The organism is Rhizobacter sp. P5_C2 (assembly GCF_054049715.1).
In genome coordinates, this window is the sequence record NZ_JBFULV010000015.1 from 71715 (window position 1) to 90252 (window position 18538).

General features: G+C 69.5%; 16 protein-coding genes. 11 read left to right on the forward strand and 5 right to left on the reverse strand.

The features are described 5' to 3' along the window. Window positions 1-21: 21 nt before the first annotated feature. From ACXJLU_RS07815 to ACXJLU_RS07835, 5 genes are read right to left on the reverse strand one after another with little or no spacing between them, the layout of a single operon-like run. Window positions 22-1560, reverse strand: a complete 1539-nt coding sequence (locus tag ACXJLU_RS07815; protein ID WP_457329875.1) for a malonate--CoA ligase — start codon at window positions 1558-1560, stop codon at window positions 22-24. Window positions 1561-1580: 20 nt separating this feature from the next. Further along, window positions 1581-2369 (reverse strand): enoyl-CoA hydratase/isomerase family protein, encoded by a 789-nt coding sequence (locus ACXJLU_RS07820; RefSeq protein ID WP_073463269.1) that lies wholly within the window; start codon window positions 2367-2369, stop codon window positions 1581-1583. A 10-nt stretch (window positions 2370-2379) separates the two neighbouring features. Next, window positions 2380-3381, reverse strand: a complete 1002-nt coding sequence (locus tag ACXJLU_RS07825) for a Bug family tripartite tricarboxylate transporter substrate binding protein (RefSeq protein ID WP_457329876.1) — start codon at window positions 3379-3381, stop codon at window positions 2380-2382. A gap of 51 nt (window positions 3382-3432) precedes the next feature. Continuing rightward, on the reverse strand, window positions 3433-4740 hold the full coding sequence (locus ACXJLU_RS07830) for a malonyl-CoA decarboxylase (protein ID WP_457329877.1): 1308 nt from the start codon (window positions 4738-4740) through the stop codon (window positions 3433-3435). Next, window positions 4733-5437: a GntR family transcriptional regulator gene (locus tag ACXJLU_RS07835; RefSeq protein WP_056815428.1), complete on the reverse strand. Its 705-nt coding sequence runs from the start codon at window positions 5435-5437 to the stop codon at window positions 4733-4735. Before ACXJLU_RS07835 ends, ACXJLU_RS07830 begins: the two co-directional genes overlap by 8 nt. 134 nt (window positions 5438-5571) lie before the next feature. Between ACXJLU_RS07835 and ACXJLU_RS07840 the strand changes: the two genes are divergently transcribed. The 11 genes from ACXJLU_RS07840 to ACXJLU_RS07890 all read left to right on the forward strand — a co-directional run bounded on the left by ACXJLU_RS07840 (window position 5572) and on the right by ACXJLU_RS07890 (window position 18222). Next, window positions 5572-7044 (forward strand): sigma-54 interaction domain-containing protein, encoded by a 1473-nt coding sequence (locus ACXJLU_RS07840; protein WP_457329878.1) that lies wholly within the window; start codon window positions 5572-5574, stop codon window positions 7042-7044. Window positions 7045-7117: 73 nt separating this feature from the next. Continuing rightward, window positions 7118-7771 carry a DUF6515 family protein gene (locus tag ACXJLU_RS07845; RefSeq protein WP_457329879.1) on the forward strand — a complete coding sequence of 218 codons (654 nt, stop codon included), beginning with the start codon at window positions 7118-7120 and terminating at the stop codon, window positions 7769-7771. 87 nt (window positions 7772-7858) lie between these two features. After that, window positions 7859-8761: a transglycosylase SLT domain-containing protein gene (locus ACXJLU_RS07850; RefSeq protein ID WP_457329880.1), complete on the forward strand. Its 903-nt coding sequence runs from the start codon at window positions 7859-7861 to the stop codon at window positions 8759-8761. Between the two features lie 234 nt (window positions 8762-8995). Further along, window positions 8996-10177 carry a substrate-binding domain-containing protein gene (locus tag ACXJLU_RS07855; protein ID WP_457329887.1) on the forward strand — a complete coding sequence of 394 codons (1182 nt, stop codon included), beginning with the start codon at window positions 8996-8998 and terminating at the stop codon, window positions 10175-10177. Between the two features lie 34 nt (window positions 10178-10211). Continuing rightward, complete coding sequence (locus ACXJLU_RS07860) at window positions 10212-11651, forward strand: extracellular catalytic domain type 2 short-chain-length polyhydroxyalkanoate depolymerase (protein ID WP_457329881.1); 1440 nt, start codon at window positions 10212-10214, stop codon at window positions 11649-11651. 15 nt (window positions 11652-11666) lie between these two features. Further along, window positions 11667-12410, forward strand: coding sequence for an ABC transporter ATP-binding protein (locus tag ACXJLU_RS07865; protein WP_457329888.1), 744 nt, complete (start codon window positions 11667-11669; stop codon window positions 12408-12410). Next, on the forward strand, window positions 12407-13135 hold the full coding sequence (locus ACXJLU_RS07870; protein ID WP_457329882.1) for an ABC transporter ATP-binding protein: 729 nt from the start codon (window positions 12407-12409) through the stop codon (window positions 13133-13135). Before ACXJLU_RS07865 ends, ACXJLU_RS07870 begins: the two co-directional genes overlap by 4 nt. Then, window positions 13132-14127: a branched-chain amino acid ABC transporter permease gene (locus ACXJLU_RS07875; protein ID WP_457329883.1), complete on the forward strand. Its 996-nt coding sequence runs from the start codon at window positions 13132-13134 to the stop codon at window positions 14125-14127. The genes ACXJLU_RS07870 and ACXJLU_RS07875 overlap by 4 nt, the downstream gene beginning before the upstream one ends. A 20-nt stretch (window positions 14128-14147) precedes the next feature. After that, window positions 14148-15200: a branched-chain amino acid ABC transporter permease gene (locus ACXJLU_RS07880; RefSeq protein ID WP_457329889.1), complete on the forward strand. Its 1053-nt coding sequence runs from the start codon at window positions 14148-14150 to the stop codon at window positions 15198-15200. Next, window positions 15197-17374, forward strand: coding sequence for a 3-hydroxybutyrate oligomer hydrolase family protein (locus tag ACXJLU_RS07885; protein ID WP_457329884.1), 2178 nt, complete (start codon window positions 15197-15199; stop codon window positions 17372-17374). Before ACXJLU_RS07880 ends, ACXJLU_RS07885 begins: the two co-directional genes overlap by 4 nt. Window positions 17375-17382: 8 nt before the next feature. Continuing rightward, a complete protein-coding gene (locus ACXJLU_RS07890) occupies window positions 17383-18222 on the forward strand; it encodes an alpha/beta fold hydrolase (RefSeq protein ID WP_457329885.1) in 840 nt (279 codons plus the stop codon). The last annotated feature ends 316 nt before the right edge of the window (window positions 18223-18538 follow it).

The following is an 18538-nucleotide window of genomic DNA, read 5'->3' on the forward strand; positions in this document are numbered from 1 at the left end:
CTTACGCCGCGCGCGCGAAGCTCAGCCTGCCGCGAACAGCCCCTTGTGCCTCTCGCGCAGCAGGTTCTTCTGCACCTTGCCCATCGTGTTGCGAGGCAATTCCTGCACCAGCTCGACCAGCTTCGGCACCTTGAAGTTCGCGATCTGCGCCTTCAGCGCCGCCGCGATCGCGGCCCCTTCGAGCTGCGCACCGGCGCGCGGCACCACCACCGCGACCACCGCCTCGCCGAAATCGGGATGCGGCACGCCGACCACCGCGCTCTCGGCGACGCCCGGCATGTCGTTGATGTAGCCCTCGATCTCGGCCGGGTAGACGTTGTAGCCGCCGCTGATGATCAGGTCCTTGCTGCGACCGACGATGCACACATAGCCGCGCTCGTCGATGCGGCCGACGTCGCCGGTCTTGAACCAGCCGTCGTCGGTGAATTCTTCCTTCGTCTTCTCGGGCAGGCGCCAGTAGCCGGCGAACACGTTCGGGCCTTTCACCTCGATGCCGCCGATCTCGCCGCGCGGGCAGTCGCGGCCTTCGTCGCGCACGCGCAACTGCACGCCCGGCAGCGGGAAGCCCACCGTGCCGGCGCGGCGCTCGCCGTCGGCCGGGTCGTACGGGTTCGAGGTCAGCATCACCGTCTCGCTCATGCCGTAGCGCTCGAGGATGGCCTGCCCGGTGCGCTCGCGCCAGGCGTTGAAGGTCTCGGGCAACAGCGGCGCCGAGCCGGCGACGAACAGCCGCATGCCCGAGCACGCCGCGCGCGTGAGCCCCGGCTCGGCCAGCAGCCGCACGTACAGCGTCGGCACGCCCATGAACACCGTGGCGCGCGGCAGCGCGGCCAGCACGCGCTTCGGGTCGAACTTCGCGAGCCAGATCATCTTGCTGCCGTTCAGCAGCGCGCCGTGGATCGCGACGAACAGGCCGTGCACATGGAAGATCGGCAGCGCGTGCACCAGCACGTCGCCCGGCTGCCAACCCCAGTACGCCTTCAGCGTGCGCGCATTGCTCAGCATGTTGCCGTGCGTCAGCATCGCGCCCTTGCTGCGCCCGGTCGTGCCGCTGGTGTACAGGATGGCCGCCAGGTCGTCGGCACCGCGCACTGCGGGCACGTGCTGGTCGCTCTGGTGCGAAGCCCGCTCCAGCAGGCTGCCGCTGCGGTCGTCGCCGAGCGTGAACACATGGCGCGTGCCGGCCTTGAACGCGAGCTTGCTGACCCAGCCGAAGTTCTTCGGTGCGCACACCACCACCGCCGGCTCGGCGTTACCGATGAAGTACTCGATCTCGGCGGCCTGGTAGGCGGTGTTCAGCGGCAGGTAGACGAAGCCGGCGCGCAGCACCGCGAGGTACAGCATCAGCGCCTCGACCGACTTCTCGGTCTGCACCGCGACGCGGCTGCCGGCCGGCAGCTCCAGCGACTCGAGCAGGTTCGCGAGCATCGCGGTGGCGCGCTCGAGGTCGCGCCAGCGGTAGCTGAGCGGCGCCTCGCCATCGGCCACCTCGATCGCGGTCGTGTCGAGGTCGGCGGGAAAGGCCGCGCGCAACGCGGCGAACAGGTTGTCACTACTCATCGAACCTCCTCGGGGGATCTTCAGCCGCGCTGGAAATGCGGCGGTCGCTTCTCGATGAAGGCCTGGATGCCTTCACGGTGTTGGGGGCTGTCGGCATAGCCGTAGTGCGCGCGGCGCTCGTCGGCGCTCGGCCCGCCGGCGGCCAGCTGGCGCAGCGTGCGCTTGTTGATGCGCGCGGCCTGCGGAGACAAGGCCGCGAGCGCGCGGGCGCGCTGCAGCGTGTGCGGCGCGACCTGCTCATCGGCCACCACCGCATGCACCAGGCCGCGTTGCAGCGCGATCGACGCATCGACGAGGCGGGCTTCGAGCAGCATCTCGCGCAAGGTGGGCGCGGGCACCACGCGCGCGAGCATCTGCAGCTCGCCGGGCGCCATCGGGAAGCCGAGCTTCGCGATCGGCGCGCCGAAGCGGCTGCCCATGCCGGCGATGCGGATGTCGCAGCAGGCCGCGATCTCCAGCCCGCCGCCGACGCAGGCGCCCTCGATCTGCGCGACGACCGGGATGTCGCAGTCGAGCAGCGCCTGCAGCGCGGGCGCGACGGTGTGCTCGTGGAAATCATGCAACCGCTGTTCGTCGAAGCGGAACTGCGCGAACTCGCCGATGTCGCCGCCGGACGCGAACTGGCCGTCGGCGCCGCAGACGATCACCGCATGCGGCGCCTGCGCGGCGTCGAGCGCCTGCAGCCGCGCGAACACGTCGCGCAGCGCCTGCCACATCGCGATGTCGATCGCGTTGTGCTTGCCGGGATTCGCGATGACGACCCGGGCGATGCCGGGTTCGTCGTGGCTCAGCGTGATGGAACCGGGCACGCTTGCCTCGTCAATCAAGTTTTGCGCCCGAGGCCTTCACCACATCGGCCCAGCGCTTGATCTCGCTGTTGACGAACTTGCCGAAGGCGTCGCCGTACAGGTTGGGCGTTTCGGCGCCGAGGCCGTTCCAGGCCTTCACGAGGTCGTCGGAGGTCAGCGCCTTCTTCATCTCGGCGCGCATCGACTCGACGATCTCCTTCGGCGTGTTCTTCGGCGCCCACAGGCCGTACCAGGTGGCGACCTGGTAGCTCGGCAGGCCGGCCTCGGCTGTGGTCGGCACGTCGGCGAAGCCGGGTGCGCGCCGCTCGGAGGCGACGGCCAGCGCCTTGATGCGCCCGCCCTTGATGTGGTTGGCCGACGAGCCCAGGCCGTCGAACATCATGTCGACCTGCCCGGCGATCAAATCCTGCAGCGCCGGGCCCGCACCGCGGTACGGGATGTGCGTGATGAAGGTCTTGGTCTGCAGCTTGAACAGCTCGCCGGCCAGGTGGTGCGAGGTGCCGTTGCCAGCCGAGCCGTAGTTCAGCTTGCCCGGGTTCTTGCGCGCGTACTCCAGCAGGCCCTTCAGGTCGGTGACCGGCACGCGCTGCGGGTTGACCACGATCACCTGCGGCACGCTGGAGATCAGGCCGACCGGGATGAAATCGGTCTCGATGTTGTAGTCGAGCTTCGGGTACATCGACGGCGCGATCGTGTGGTGCACCGCGCCCATGAAGAAGGTGTAGCCGTCGGCCGCCGCATGCGATGCGACGGTGGCGCCGACGTTGCCGCCCGCGCCGCCCTTGTTGTCGATCAGGAACTGCTTGCCGGCGTTCCTGCTCATCAGCCCGAACAGCGGGCGCGCGAACGCGTCGGTGCCGCCGCCGGCCGGGAACGGCACGATGATCGTGACCGGCTTGCTCGGCCAGGCGCTCTGCGCGCCGGCGAACGGCATGGCCAGCGTGGCAGCCGCCGCGGCGCCGGTGCGAAGAACGTCTCGGCGTGTCGGCGCGCGTCGTGATTCGAAGCTCATGTTGTCTCCCGGTCGTTGATGTGAAGCAAGGGGGCCGAGGGCGGCCCGGGGTCAGAGCAGGGCGGCCACGGCGCGCGAATGCGCCACGTCGCCCTGGGTGAATTTCTCGTGGCTGGTCTCGACCTTCTGCAGGTCGTAGAGGTAATTGACCATCATCCCGAACGATTGCTTGAGTCCTTTGCGCGACAGGTTACCCGAAGGATTGAGCCGTTCGAGCCGCGCGCCGTTGTCGAGGTGAAAACGCGCCACCGCATCGCCGCCCGGCGTGGTCGACACGTGCACCAGGTAGGCGGCGCACAGGCGGGCCAGCGCCTCGCGCTCGGCCTCGGCCAGGCCGTTCAACGTGGCCGCGGTGGCGAGAGTCGCCAGGTCGCCGCCGCTGGCTTCGTCGAGCAGCTCGCGCGCCTGCACCAGGCGCTCGGCCTCGCCGCGCTTCAGGCCGGGCAGCGCGGCCAGGTCGCTGCGGCTTGTCAGCCAGGTCGCGAAGCCGGGGATCGGCGACAAGGTGCAGAAGGTCTTGAGCTGCGGCAACTCGCGCTTCAGCTGCTCGGCCACGCGCTTGATCAGGAAGTTGCCGAGCGACACGCCCTTCAGCCCCGGCTGGCAGTTGCTGATCGAGTAGAACGCCGCCACCTTGAACTGGTCGGGTGGCAGCGGCTGCGAGTTCTTGTCGATCAGCGGCGCGATCGCGCCCGGCATCTCGGGCAGCAGCGCCACCTCGACGAAGATCAGCGGCTCGTCGGGCAACTGCGGGTGGAAGAACGCGAAGCAGCGGCGATCGGGTTGCAGGCGGCGGCGCAGGTCGTCCCAGCCGTCGATCTCGTGCACCGCCTCGTGGTGGATGATCTGCTCCAGCAGCTGCGCGGGCGAGCGCCAGTCGACCTTCTGCATCTGCAGGAAGCCGGGGTTGAACCACGACGACAGCAGGTGCAGGAAATCGGCCTCGAGCGCGCGCAGCTCGGGCTGCGCCTTCACGCGGGCCAGCAGCTTGCGGCGCATCGAGACGATGTGCGCGGTGCCGCCGGGCGTGCGGTTGATGCGGCGCAGCAGCTCCTGGCGCGGCGGCTCGGCCAGGTGCGTCAGGCGGATCAGGTTGTCGGCCGACGGTTCGTCGGCATAGGCCTGCGCCACCGACAGCACCGCCTTCGGGTCGGGGCTGAAATCGCGCGACAGGCGCTCGAAGAAGCCGGCCTGCTGGTCGTCGGGCAGGTTGCTGAAGCGCGCCACCAGGCCGCTCGCGATCGCGACGCTGTTGGCCTCGCCGCGCTCGGAGAGCAGGCGGCGGCAGTCGAGCATCAGGCTGCGCAACGCGCGGTCGTTGCCGGCGCGGCGCGCGGCGTTCTTCAGGCTTTCAAGCATGGTGTTGTCCCTGGTCCAAGGTGGCTTCCTGGGCCGCTTCATGCGCGCGCAATGCCTTCAGCGCGGCGAGCTGGGCCATCAGGTGGTCGTGCATCAGCTGCTCGGCGCGCGCGGCGTCGCGCTGCTCGATGGCGTCGATCAGGCGACGGTGCTCGCCGATCGATTCCTCGATGCGGCCCGGCCAGTTCAGCTGGCGCCCGCGCAGCAGCCGCACGAAGCGGCGCAGGTCGGTGGTGGCGCGGTCGAGCCAGCGGTTGGCGGCCAGCGCCTGCACCGTGCTGTGGAAATCATGGTTCGCGCGGTAGTAGCCGTCGATGTTGCGGGCCGCGGCGTGCTTCTCGAGCGCCGCATGCAGGCGCTGCAGCAGCTTGATGTCGGCGGGCGTCGCCTTGCGCACCGCCTCGAACGCGCAGCGGCCTTCGAGCAAGGCCATCACCGGGAACAGTTCGTCGGCATCGTCCTCCGACAGCTCGGTCACCTTGCAGCCCTGGCGCGGCACCAGCTCGACCAGGCCCTCGGCCGCCAGCACCTTCAACGCCTCGCGCAGCGGGGTGCGGCTGATCTTCCAGTTGCTGGCCAGCGCGAGTTCGTCGATCCACTGCCCGGGCACCAGCTGGCGCTCGAACACCATGTTGCGCAGGCGAGCGGCCACTTCTTCGTGAAGCGATGCCAGGCGCAGAGGTGTCGGGTCGACCATGGGGTGTTCACCGGTGGACCGCCACGGCGCGGCGGTTCGGGTCACTCTAAATCCAGTAATTCATAATTACAAGAGGGGCTGCGACAAAGACAAACCCTGAGTGCGCGGCGCGGCCTGCTCGCTACAGTGTCCGCGTGCCAGACACCCCTGAATTCCTGTCGCCGCCGACCCTGCCGGCCGATGCCGACGCGCTGCTGAAGCTGGCGGCGCGCAGCATGTTCGACACGCTCGCGCGCACCGCGATGGGCACGCTGGTGGTGGATCGCCAGCACCGCATCGTGTGGATCAGCGAGGGCTACAAGCGCTTCCTGCCGGCGCTCGGCCATGCAGAGGACGACTTCGTCGGCCGGCTGGTCGAGGAGGTGGTGCCGAACACGCTGATGGCGCACGTGATCGACAGCGGCCAGCCGATGCTGGTGGACCTGCTGACCAACCAGGCCGGCACCTTTCTCGTGAGCCGGTTGCCGCTGCGCGACGAACGCGGCGAGGTGATCGGCGCGATGGGCATGGTGCTGCTCGACCACCCCGAGACGACGATGCAGCCGCTGATCACGAAGTTCAGCCACCTGCAGCGCGAGCTCGATGACGCGCGCCGGCAACTCGCCGCGCAACGCCGCCCGAAGTTCACGGTGGCGAGCTTCATCGGCGCGAGCCCGCAGGCGATGGAGGTCAAGCGCCAGGCGCGGCGCGTCGCGCAGACCGACAGCACGGTGCTGCTGCTGGGCGAGACCGGCACCGGCAAGGAGTTGCTCGCGCATGCGATCCATGCGGCGAGCACGCGGGCGTCGCGGGCGTTCGTCGGCGTCAACATCGCCGCGGTGCCGGACAGCCTGCTGGAGGCCGAATTCTTCGGCGTGGCGCCGGGGGCCTACACCGGCGCCGACCGCAAGGGCCGCGACGGCAAGTTCAAGCTGGCCGATGGCGGCACGCTGTTCCTCGATGAGATCGGCGACATGCCGATCGCGCTGCAGTCGAAGCTGCTGCGCGTGCTGCAGGAGCAGGAGGTGGAGCCGCTGGGCAGCAACACGGTGCAGCGCGTGGACGTGCGCATCATCGCGGCGACCAGCCGCGACCTGCCGGCGATGGTGGCCGACGGTCGCTTCCGCGCCGACCTGTTCTATCGGCTGAACGTGCTGCCGATCCGGTTGCCGGCGCTGCGCGAGCGCATGGTCGACCTGGAGGCGCTGATCGAGGCGCTGGCCGACGACATCGCGCGGCGCAGCGGGCTGCCGCACAAGAACCTGGAGCCGGACGCGCTGGCGCTGCTGGCGCGGCACCGCTGGCCGGGCAACATCCGCGAACTGCGCAACGTGCTGGAGCAGGCGACGCTGATGACCGACGACATGACGCTGACGGCGCGGCATTTCAGGCAGGTGGAGGCGCAGGACAGCGGGCTGGGGCCGGTGATCGAGGCGGCGGTGGAACCGTTGCCGGTGGCGGCGACGGCATCGACGCCGAAGTCGCTGCCGCAGGCGATCGCCGAGCTGGAGTGCCGCGCGATCCGCGAGGCGCTCGCGGCGACCGGCGGCAACAAGCTTGCGGCCTCGCGGCTGCTGGGGATCTCGCGGGCGACCTTGTACGAGAAGCTGCCGCATCTGAACGGGTAGCCACGTTTCTTTGCACACCTGAAATCCAAGCGACACGCCTGCATCCCACGATGAAGCTGTCCAGGAGATTTCGATGAGCACCACCCAGCGACTCGCATTCACCACCGTGGCCCTCGTGCTGGCGGTTTCTGCAGGCATGGCTCAGGCCCAGGAGCGCCACGGCCGCGGCGGCCCGCCACCCGGCTACCGCTCGCCGCACTGGCAGTTCGACAACCGCTACCACCACGACCACTACTACCCGTCGCGCGGGTATGTCGCCGCGGCGCTGCCGGGCGGCAGCATCAGCATCGGGTTCCACGGCGGCAACTACTTCTACCAAGGCGGCGTCTGGTTCCGCCCGCAGGGCCCGCGCTACGTCGTCGTCGCGCCGCCGTTCGGCATCGTCGTGCCGCTGCTGCCGCCGGCCTACACCACGCTCTACATCGGCGGCGCGCCGTACTACTACGCGAACGGTGCGTACTACGCGACCGCGCCGGGCGGCTATGCCGTGGTCGAGCCGCCGCCGGGCGCCGATGCCGCGCAGCCCACACCGCTCCCGCCGCCACCCAAGCCCGAGCCGGATCCGATCCTCTACCCGCGCACCGGCCAGAGTCCCGCGCAGACCGAGGCCGACCGCCAGGAATGCAACCGCTGGGCCACCACGCAGCCGGCGGCGATGGCGGATGCCTCCGTCTTCCAGCGCGCGGTGGCGGCCTGCATGGACGGGCGCGGCTACACGGTTCGGTGACATAGGGGGCCCGACCCCCTCGGCTGGGCGGTTGTGGGCAGGGAGCGGGGCCGTTAAGTTTCGGCTCCACTCCCTCTCGCCCGACCGATGCGCCTGCCCACCCTCCTGCTGTTGCTCTGCTGCCTCGCCGGCACGGTGCGGGCGCAGGTGCAGCCGGATGCATCCACGTCAGATGACCTGCTGGTCCGCCTGACGCGCGACGAAGCCGTCGCCTACGAAAACGGCGAAGGCGTGCCGCGCGATCCGGTGCGCGCCGCGCAGCTCTACTGCCAGGCCGCCCGCCAGGGCGACGCCGAATCGCAATACAACCTCGCGTGGATGTATGCGAACGGCCGCGGCATCGACCGCAACGACGCCACCGCCTCGTTCTTCTTCCACGCTGCCGCCGAGCAGGGCCTGCCGCAGGCGGTGCGCATGCTCGAACGCGTCGGCCAGCCCGGCACCGACATTCCCGACTGCATGCGCCCGCCCGCGCCGGTGGTGGCCGCCGCGGTGCAGGCCACGCCCGCCGCCGCCGCACCCGCGGCCGAGCTGCGCAGCAACGGCCCGAAGTACATCGTCGACCTGGTGAAGACCATCGCGCCGGAGTACCGCGTCGACCCGCAGCTCGCGCTCGCGTTCATCCAGGTCGAGTCGAACTTCGACGTGGTCGCGCTGTCGCCGAAGAACGCGCAGGGCCTGATGCAGCTGATCCCCGAGACCGCCGCCCGCTTCAACGTGAAGCGGCCGTTCGACCCGGCGCAGAACATCCGCGGCGGGCTGGCCTACATCCGCTGGCTGCTCGCCTACTACCGCGGCGATGTGACGCTGGTGGCGGCGGCCTACAACGCCGGCGAAGGCGCAGTGAACCGCTACCGCGGCGTGCCGCCGTATGCCGAGACGCTGGGCTACGTGAGCCGCATCCTGAAGTCGTCGCGCATGCTGACGCACCCGTTCGACACCACGGTCACCGAGGCCTCACCGCAGCTCGCGGTCATGCGCAAGTTCTAGCCACTCTGCCTGCTGTCCGGACAGTGCGCACTGTCCGCGATCCGTTCACGCCCGCTTGGCGCGGCCTGCGGGACAACCCGAAGACGCCGGCACAAAGTCCTTGCCGCTCAAGGGCTTGAACGCCGCGGCGCACGATGGCCCGTGTGTGGCACGTGGCTTGCGCTGTACGAGGTGCACGCGCATCACCATTCCAATAAAACAGGAGACAGCATGACCGCGACCCGACAGCGCCCGATGGCGCTGCTGGCCTGCCTTGCCTTGGCCGGCCTTTTGATCGCCGCCACCGGCGCGCAGGCGCAGACCCAGGACATCCGCATCGCCCACGTCTACAGCAAGACCGGCCCGCTCGAGGCCTACGGCAAGCAGACGCAGACCGGCTTCATGATGGGGCTCGACTACGCGACCGGCGGCACGATGACGGTGGCCGGCCGCAAGCTCACGGTGATCGAGCGCGACGACCAGGGCAAGCCCGACGTCGGCAAGAGCCAGCTCGCGGCGGCCTATGGCGACGACAAGGCCGACATCGCGGTCGGCCCGTCGTCGTCGGGCGTCGCGCTGGCGCTGCTGCCGGTCGCCGAGGAGTACAAGAAGGTGCTGCTCGTCGAGCCCGCGGTGGCCGATTCGATCACCGGCGACAAGTGGAACCGCTACATCTTCCGCACCGGCCGCAACAGCTCGCAGGACGCCATCGCCAATGCGGTCGCGCTCGACAAGCCCGGCGTCACGATCACGACGCTCGCGCAGGACTACGCCTTCGGCCGCGACGGCGTGAAGGCCTTCAAGGAGTCGATCAAGAAGGCGAAGCTGATCGACGGCGAGTACCTGCCGACCAGCACCACCGACTTCACCGCCGGGGCGCAGCGCCTGATCGACAAGCTGAAGGACCAACCCGGCCGCAAGATCATCTGGATCCTGTGGGCCGGCGCCGGCAACCCGTTCAAGATCGCCGACCTGGATCTCAAGCGCCACGGCATCGAGATCGCGACCGGCGGCAACATCCTGCCGGCGATGGCCGCGTACAAGAACTTTCCCGGCATGGAAGGCGCCACGTACTACTACTTCGGCATCCCGAAGAACCCGGTCAACGAATGGCTGGTGGCCAACCACTACAAGCAGTTCAAGGCGCCGCCGGATTTCTTCACCGCGGGCGGCATGAGCGCGGCGATCGCGGTCGTCGAGGCGCTGAAGAAGACGCAGGGCGCGACCGCGAGCGACAAGCTGATCTCCGCGATGGAAGGCATGGCCTTCGAGACGCCGAAGGGCCGCATGGTGTTCCGCAAGGAGGATCACCAGGCGATGCAGAGCATGTACCACTTCCGCATCAAGGCCGACCCGGCCTTCGCCTGGGGCGTGCCGGAGCTGGTGCGCGAGATCAAGCCCGAAGAGATGGACGTGCCCATTCGCAACAAGCGCTGAGCACCGTCCGCCAACCCACCAAGGAGACATCACGATGAAGAACCGGTTCGCCAGGATCGGGGCTGCGGCCTCGTTCGTGTTTGCTGTGGCCTGCCAGGCCACCCCGCTGCCCCAACTGCAGATCGACCCCGCCGAGGTCAGCGTGTCCGGCCTGTCGTCCGGCGGCTTCATGGCGGTGCAGATGCACGTCGCGTACTCCGCCACTTTCAAGCGCGGCGCCGGCATCGTCGCCGGCGGGCCGTTCTATTGCGCCGAAGGCTCGATCGTCAACGCGACCGGCCGCTGCATGACGCACGCGAGCACCATCCCGGTCAGCAGCCTCGTCAGCACCACCAACAGCTGGGCCACGAGCGGCCTGATCGACCCGGTGGCCAACCTCACCAATTCGAAGGTCTACCTCTACTCCGGCACCTCCGACAACACCGTCAAGCAAGCGGTGATGAACGACCTGAAGACCTACTACCAGAGCTTCGTGCCGGCGGCGAACCTCTTCTACAAGAACACCATCGCGTCCGGCCACGCGATGATCACCGATGACTACGGCAGCAGCTGCGGCACCACCGCGTCGCCTTACATCAACGACTGCGATTTCGACCTCGCCGGCGAGATCCTGAAGCAGCTGCACGGCACGCTGAACCCGCGCAACACCGGCACGCTGTCGGGCACGTTCACCGAGTTCGACCAGACCGCCTTCATCTCCGGCCACGGCATGGCCACCACCGGCTGGGTCTACGTGCCGCAAGCCTGCAGCGCGGGCGCGGCGTGCAAGCTGCACGTGGTGTTCCACGGCTGCCAGCAGAACACCGCGCTGGTCGGCCAGCAGTACGTGCGCAACACCGGCTACAACCGCTGGGCCGACACCAACAACATGGTCGTGCTGTACCCGCAGACCAGCACGCAGGCCACCAACAGCTGCTGGGACTGGTGGGGGTATGACAACGCGAACTACGCGAAGAAGTCCGGCCCGCAGATGGCGGCGGTGCGCGCGATGATGACCACGCTGGGCAGCGGCTCGGCACCGTCGGGCCTGCCGGCGCCCACCGGCGTCGGCACCTCGGGCGCGACCGCCAGCAGCATGGTGGTCAGCTGGGGCAGCGTCACCGGCGCGAGCGGCTACAACGTGTACCGCGGCGGCAGCAAGGTCAACGCAAGCCTGGTCGCGGGCACCAGCTACACCGACACCGGGCTGGCCGCCGGCACCACCTACTCCTGGACGGTGAAGGCGGTCGACGGCGGCGGCGTCGAAGGTACGTCGTCTGCTGTGGCCACCGGCAGCACCACCGGCGCGCCACCGGCCGCCACCTGCACCACCGCGAGCAACTATGCGCACGTCGCGGCCAACCGGGCGCACGTGCAGGGCGGCTACGCGCTGGCGAACGGCTCGAACCAGAACATGGGGCTGTGGAACCTGTTCGTCACGACGACGCTGAAGATGACGGGCACGAACTACTACGTGATCGGAACCTGTCCTTGAATGCCTGACGCCCCGATGCTCGAGACCCAGGACCTCACCATCCGCTTCGGCGGCCACGTCGCGGTCGACCGCGTCAGCTGCAGCTTCGAGGCCGGCACGCTGACCGCGATCGTCGGGCCGAACGGCGCCGGCAAGACGACGTACTTCAACCTGGTCTCGGGCCAGCTGCGCGCGAGCGCCGGCCACGTGCGCCTGAACGGCGTCGACATCACCGCCGACGGCCCGGCGGCGCGCACGCAGCGCGGCATCGGCCGGGCCTTCCAGCTGACGCAGCTGTTCCCGGGCCTGCCGGTGCGCGAGAACGTGCGGCTGGTCGTGCAATCGCGCGCTCGGCTCGGCCTGAACCTGTGGTCGGTGTGGCGCGATCACCGCGACACGCTCGAGCGCACGCAGGCGCTGCTCGAACAGGTGCGCCTCACCGATCAAGCAGACCGGCTTGCCGGCAGCCTGCCGCACGGCGACCAGCGCAAGCTGGAGGTTGCGATGCTGATGGCGCTGGAGCCACGCGTCTTCATGTTCGACGAGCCGACCGCCGGCATGAGCGTCGACGAGGTGCCGGTGGTGCTGGACCTGATCCGCATGCTGAAGGCGCGCCGCGATTGCGCGATCCTGCTGGTCGAGCACAAGATGGACGTGGTGCGCGAACTCGCCGACCGCATCGTCGTGCTGCACAACGGCCAGCTCGTCGCCTACGGCGAACCCGACATTGTGATCGCCTCGCCGATCGTGCAGCAGGCCTACCTGGGGCTGGCGGCATGACGCTCTCGCTGCAAGGCGTGCACACGCACATCGGCGCGTACCACATCCTGCAAGGCGTCGACCTCGATGTGTCGGCCGGGCAGGTGACGATGCTGCTCGGCCGCAACGGCGCCGGTAAGACGACGACGCTGCGCACGGTGATGGGCCTGTGGACGGCATCCGCCGGCCGCATCGCGTTCAACGACGACGACATCACGCGCCTCGGAACGCCGCGCATCGCGCAGCGCGGCATCGCCTACGTGCCGGAGAACATGGGCATCTTCGGCGACCTGACGGTGCGCGAGAACCTGTTGCTCGCGGCGCGCGGCGCCCGCTCGCTGGACGACATCGACACGCAGCGCCTCGACTGGCTGTGCGGCCTGTTCCCCGCGCTGCGCACGTTCTGGCTGCATCCGGCCGGCGCGCTGTCGGGCGGGCAGAAGCAGATGCTCGCGATCGCGCGCGCGATGATCGAGCCGCGCCGCCTGCTGCTGATCGACGAGCCGAGCAAGGGCCTCGCGCCGGCCATCGTGCAGAACCTGGTCGCGGCGCTGCGCGAGATGAAGGCGACGAACACGGCGATCCTGCTGGTCGAGCAGAACTTCGCGATGGCGCGTGCGCTCGGCGACCACGTCGCGGTGATGGACGGCGGCCGCATCGTGCACCGCGGCGCGATGGCCGAGCTGGCCGACGACGACGCGTTGCAGCACCGTTTGCTCGGCCTCTCACTGGGAGCGCACGCATGAGCGCCACGCTGCCCCGCTCATCGTTCGACTACGTGCCGCTGGCGCTGGTGCCGCTGCTGGCGCTCGCCGCGTGGCCGCTGATCGGCTCGTCGTCGAGCTGGCTCACGCTGACCGTCGCCGGCCTCGCGATGGGGATGATCGTCTTCATCGTCGCGTCCGGCCTGACGCTGGTGTTCGGCCTGATGGACGTGCTGAACTTCGGCCACGGCGTCTTCATCGCGTTCGGCGCCTTCATCGCGACCAGCGTGCTCGGCGGCCTGGCCGACTGGACCGGCGCCGACAGCCTGTGGCTCAACCTGGCCGCGCTGTTCCCGGCAATGCTGGCCGCGATGGCGCTGGCTGCCGCGGTGGGCTGGGCCTTCGAGCGCGTGCTGGTGCGCCCGGTCTACGGCCAGCACCTGAAGCAGATCCTGATCACGATGGGCGGCATGATCATCGGCGAGGAGCTGATCAAGGCGATCTGGGGCCCGGCGCTGATCCCGTTGTCGCTGCCGCAGGCGCTGCGCGGCGTGCTCGCGCTGGGCGATGCGTCGGTCGAGAAGTTCCGGCTGCTCGCCACCGGCCTCGGCGCCGTCGTGCTGGCCGCGATGCTCTACACGCTGAACCGCACCAAGCTCGGCCTGCTGGTGCGCGCCGGCGTGCAGGACCGCGAGATGGTCGAGAGCCTCGGCTACCCGGTGCGCACGCTGTTCGTCGGCGTGTTCGTCGCCGGCTCGGCGCTGGCCGGGCTCGGCGGCTCGCTGTGGGCGCTGTACCAGCAGGGCGTGGTGCCGCAGATCGGCGCGCAGCTGAACGTGCTGATCTTCATCGTGATCATCATCGGCGGGCTCGGCTCGACGCTCGGTTGCTTCGTCGGCGCGCTGCTGGTCGGGCTGCTGGCCAACTACACCGGCTTCCTGTGGCCGAAGGTCGCACTGTTCTCGAACATCGGGCTGATGGTCGCGGTGCTGCTGTGGCGCCCGCGCGGCTTGTATCCGGTGAGTTCGCGATGAGCGCTCGTCTGGGAGCTGGCCTGCTCGATCGCCTGCTGTCGCACGACCTGCCGCGCAGCCGCATGCTCGCGGTGCTGCTGGTCGCGATCGTGCTCGGTCTCGCGCTGACACCCTTCGTGTTCACCGGCACGCAGGCGATGAACGTCGCGGCCAAGGTGATGGTCTTCATCGTGCTGGTCGCGAGCTTCGACCTGCTGCTCGGCTACACCGGCATCGTCAGCTTCGCGCACACGATGTTCTTCGGCATCGGCGCCTACGGCATCGCGATCGCCAGCACGCGGCTCGGGCCGGGCTGGCTCGCGCTGGCGGTGGGCGTCGCGGCGGCGCTCGCGGTCTCGCTCGTGCTGTCGCTGCTGATCGGCCTGTTCAGCCTGCGCGTGAAGGCGATCTTCTTCGCGATGATCACGCTGGCGGTGGCCTCGGCCTTCCTGACGCTCGCGTCGCAGCTGTCGGACTGGACCGGCGGCGAAGACGGGCTCAGCTTCCGCTTGCCCGAGGCGCTGGGCGACCGGCGCGTCAGCTACTACCTGCTGTTCAGTGCGGCGCTGCTGCTGGTGCTGGCGATGCTGCGCATCGTCAACTCGCCGTTCGGCCGCGTGCTGCAGGCGATCCGCGAGAACGACTTCCGGGCCGAGGCCATCGGCTACCGCACGGTGGTGTACCGCACGCTGTCGAACGTGCTGTCGGCGCTGTTCGCGACGCTCGCCGGCTGCCTGCTCGCGCTCTGGCTGCGCTACAACGGGCCGGACACCTCGCTGAGCTTCGAGATCATGCTCGACGTGCTGCTGATCGTCGTGATCGGCGGCATGGGCACGGTGTACGGCGCCGTCATCGGCAGCCTGCTGTTCGTGCTGGCGCAGAGCTACCTGCAGAACCTGATGGCGCTCGCGGCGCCGCTGGTCGGCGGCGTGCCGCTGCTGTCGACCTTGATCTCGCCCGAGCGCTGGCTGTTGTGGCTCGGGGTTCTTTTCGTGCTGTCGGTCTACCACTTCCCGAACGGGATCGTGGGGCGGCTGCGCGCGAAGAGGGCCAGCCGGCACGACCATCCCACCCAGAAGGAGACATCGACATGAACCTGCACCCGCTCACGCTCGCCGCCCTCGGACTGTCTGCGCTGGCCCTCGCCGGCTGCAGCGACGACGACACGCCGCCGCCCGTCAACGCGCTGCCCGCCAACGTCACGCAGCAGTCGGTGACGGACTATCCCGCGACCGCCACCGGCGCCGGCAGCACCGCGGCCACGCAGGACCTGCTGACCGGCGGCCTCGGCAAGTCCGGACTTGGCGCGGCCGCGCCCACCTACGCCGACCCGCTGAACCCGACGGCTGCCGAGCTGCGCCGCAATGCGCTGTTCAGCAACTACCGCGGCCTCGTCGACATCAGCGCCGGCGGTGGCTACGGCACGCTGTACGGCCCGAACGTCGATGTGACCGGCCTCGCGACGACCGGCGAAGGGCTGATCCCGGGCCGCGAGTACGTCGCGGTGCTGGACAACGCGGCCGGCACCAAGCGGGTCGCGATCGCGGTGCAGATCCCCGACACCTTCAACCAGAGCGCGCCCTGCCTCGTGCTCGGCCCGTCGTCCGGCTCGCGCGGCGTGTATGGCGCGATCGCGACCTCGGCCGAGTGGGGCCTGAAGCACGGCTGCGCGGTCGCGCTGACCGATGCCGGCAAGGGCATGGGCCTGTACGACATGACCGACGACACGGTGACCCGCATCGACGGCACGCGCGCGACGCGCGCCGCGGCCGGTGCCACCGGCTCGTTCGCCGCCGCGGTGACCGACACCGTGCGCGCTGCGTACAACGCGCTGTACCCGAACCGCTTGTCGCTGAAGCAGGCGCACTCGCAGCAGAACGCCGAGAAGGACTGGGGCAGCGACACGCTGGTGGCCGCCGCCTACGCGCTGTATGCGTTGAACGACCGCTACGGCAATGCGGCCGCGCCGCTGCCGTTCACCGCGGCCAACACGATCGTGATCGCCGGCTCGGTGTCGAATGGAGGCGCCGCGGTGCTGCGCGCGGCCGAGGCCGACACCGCGGGCCTGATCGACGGCGTGGTCGCCGGCGAGCCGGTCACCGAGCTGCCGACCACGACCGGCTACGGCGTGCAGTTCGGCGGCGTGGCGGTCACAGGCTACGGCAGGAAGCTGGGCGATTTCACGACCTTCGGCAACATCTATCAGCCCTGCGCCGCGCTGGCCGCGGGGGCGGTGATGGCCGAGAACTCGACCTTCAACTACCTCGTCGCGACCAACCAGACGGCGAAAGCCACCGCGCGTTGCACCGGTCTCGCGGCGAAGGGGCTGGTGAGCGGCGCCGACACCGCGGCGCAATCGGCGGATGCACTGGCCAAGTTGCGCGCCTACGGCTGGACCGCCGACAACGACCAGATGCACAACGCGCACTACGCGCTCGGCAACGGGCCGATCCTGTCTGCCATGTACCCGATGATGTACGGTCGCTTCTCGGTGACCGACAACCTGTGCAACACCAGCTTCGCGCAGGTGGATGCCGGTGGCAACCCGATCGCGGCGCTTGCGACGAGCAAGGCACCGAGCTTCGCGACCGGCAACGGCACGGCCAACGGGTCGCCGGCCAGCGTGGTCTACAACGACTCCGTCGGCGGCGCGAAGCTGTGGTCGGTGGCGACCTCGGTGTCGACCGGCGTGCAGGACTTCGGCCTCGACAACGCGCTGTGCCAGCGCGCGCTGGTGACCGGTGTCGACGAGACCGGCGCGGCGCTGACGGCCACCGCCACGTCGACGCGCCCGACCGCGGCGCAGGCGGCGGCGGTGCAGGCCGGCATGGCCGAGGTGGTGGTCAACGGCAACCTGCGCGCGAAGCCGACGCTGGTGGTGGCGGGCCGCAGCGACGCGCTGGTGCCGGTCAACAACAACGCGCGCGCCTATGTGGCATTCAACAAGACGGTGGAGGCGGCGAGCAAGCTCGGCTACATCGAGGTGGCGAACGCGCAGCACTTCGACGGCTTCCTGTCGTTTGCCGGCTTCGACACGCGCTTCGTGCCCTTGCACGTCTACTTCAACCGGGCGATGGACGCGATGTTCGTGCACCTGAAGACCGGCGCCGCGCTGCCGCCCAGCCAGGTGGTGCGCGCGACGCCGCGCGGCGGCGCGCCGGGCATGGCACCGGCGATCACCGCGGGCAACGTGCCGGCGATCAGCTCGACGCCGCTGGTGGCCGACCAGATCGGGTTCAGCGGCACGTCGATCGCCGTTCCGAATTAGGGGAGACGGTGGCCTTCACCTCGCATTACGTCGCCTGCGAAGGCCGCGAACTCCACTACACCGAGTGGGGCGCCGGCCGCGCCGAGACGGTGATCGCGTGGCACGGCCTCGCGCGCACCTGCCGCGACATGGACGAGGTGGCGGCGCACCTGTCGCAGCGCTTCCGGGTGATCTGCCCGGACACGCTGGGCCGCGGCCTGAGCGAGTGGAGCCGCGACCCGGAGCGCGAGTACTGCCTGGCGTTCTACGTGCAGCAGGCAGTGTCGCTGGTCGACCGGCTGGGACTGCACGATTTCCATTGGCTGGGCACGTCGATGGGCGGTGCGATCGGAACGCTGGCCGCGGCCGGGCCGCTGCGCGGCCGCATCCGCAAGCTTGTCCTGAACGACAACGGCCCGGAGCTCGCCGAGGCGGCGATCGCGCGCATCCGCGGCTATGCGGGCCGGCCGGCGGCCTTCGAGACGGTGAGAGAGCTGGAGCAGTACTTCCGCAAGATCTACCAGCCCTACGGCTGGCTGAGCGATGGCCAGTGGCGGCGCCTGACCGAGACCTCGACGCGCCGCCTGCCCGACGGCCGCGTGACGCCGCACTACGACCCGGCGATGGTGATGCAGTTCACCCACCACGACGACGACTATGGGCTGTGGGATGCGTGGGACACGCTGACGCTGCCGGTGCTGTGCCTGCGCGGCGAGCACTCTGATTTGCTGCTGCCCGAGGTGGCCGAGCAGATGCGCCGCCGTGGCCCGCGCGCGCAGGTGGTGACGGTGCCGGGCTGCGGGCACGCGCCGGCCTTGAACGTGCCGGAGCAGCTGACGGTGGTGGAGCGGTTCTTGATGGCGCCCTGATTTTTGAGATCGCAATTTGCGACCTCAAGTTTGGCAACGGCAAAGAGCCCATTCGAGCTGCCTCCACCCGTTCGGGCTGAGAACCTGTGAAGGAATCGTATCTGAAGCCTGAACCTCGTGGACGCGGGCGTCGTGAGGTTCAGGACCTGGGGTTGACGGTGCGATCCTGTGCGCCGCACTCGTCTGTTGCGTGATGTCATCGGCGTCGCCATAGGGCGATCCGAGGGCGCCCAGTGCCCGCTCCAGACGGGGTTCAGGCTCAGCTCGCGAACGCATGGTTCAACTTCGCCATGCGCATCAGGTTGTGCGCCAGGGC

What these genes read in the sequence shown, in the direction of transcription:
- ACXJLU_RS07845 (WP_457329879.1), top strand. Translation starts at nt 7,118, where the DNA reads ATGAGCACCACCCAGCGACTCGCATTCACCACCGTGGCCCTCGTGCTG.
- ACXJLU_RS07885 (WP_457329884.1), top strand. Translation starts at nt 15,197, where the DNA reads ATGAACCTGCACCCGCTCACGCTCGCCGCCCTCGGACTGTCTGCGCTG.
- ACXJLU_RS07865 (WP_457329888.1), top strand. Translation starts at nt 11,667, where the DNA reads ATGCTCGAGACCCAGGACCTCACCATCCGCTTCGGCGGCCACGTCGCG.
- ACXJLU_RS07855 (WP_457329887.1), top strand. Translation starts at nt 8,996, where the DNA reads ATGGCGCTGCTGGCCTGCCTTGCCTTGGCCGGCCTTTTGATCGCCGCC.
- ACXJLU_RS07870 (WP_457329882.1), top strand. Translation starts at nt 12,407, where the DNA reads ATGACGCTCTCGCTGCAAGGCGTGCACACGCACATCGGCGCGTACCAC.
- ACXJLU_RS07815 (WP_457329875.1), bottom strand. Translation starts at nt 1,560, where the DNA reads ATGAGTAGTGACAACCTGTTCGCCGCGTTGCGCGCGGCCTTTCCCGCC.
- ACXJLU_RS07830 (WP_457329877.1), bottom strand. Translation starts at nt 4,740, where the DNA reads ATGCTTGAAAGCCTGAAGAACGCCGCGCGCCGCGCCGGCAACGACCGC.
- ACXJLU_RS07875 (WP_457329883.1), top strand. Translation starts at nt 13,132, where the DNA reads ATGAGCGCCACGCTGCCCCGCTCATCGTTCGACTACGTGCCGCTGGCG.
- ACXJLU_RS07860 (WP_457329881.1), top strand. Translation starts at nt 10,212, where the DNA reads ATGAAGAACCGGTTCGCCAGGATCGGGGCTGCGGCCTCGTTCGTGTTT.
- ACXJLU_RS07835 (WP_056815428.1), bottom strand. Translation starts at nt 5,437, where the DNA reads ATGGTCGACCCGACACCTCTGCGCCTGGCATCGCTTCACGAAGAAGTG.
- ACXJLU_RS07825 (WP_457329876.1), bottom strand. Translation starts at nt 3,381, where the DNA reads ATGAGCTTCGAATCACGACGCGCGCCGACACGCCGAGACGTTCTTCGC.
- ACXJLU_RS07850 (WP_457329880.1), top strand. Translation starts at nt 7,859, where the DNA reads ATGCGCCTGCCCACCCTCCTGCTGTTGCTCTGCTGCCTCGCCGGCACG.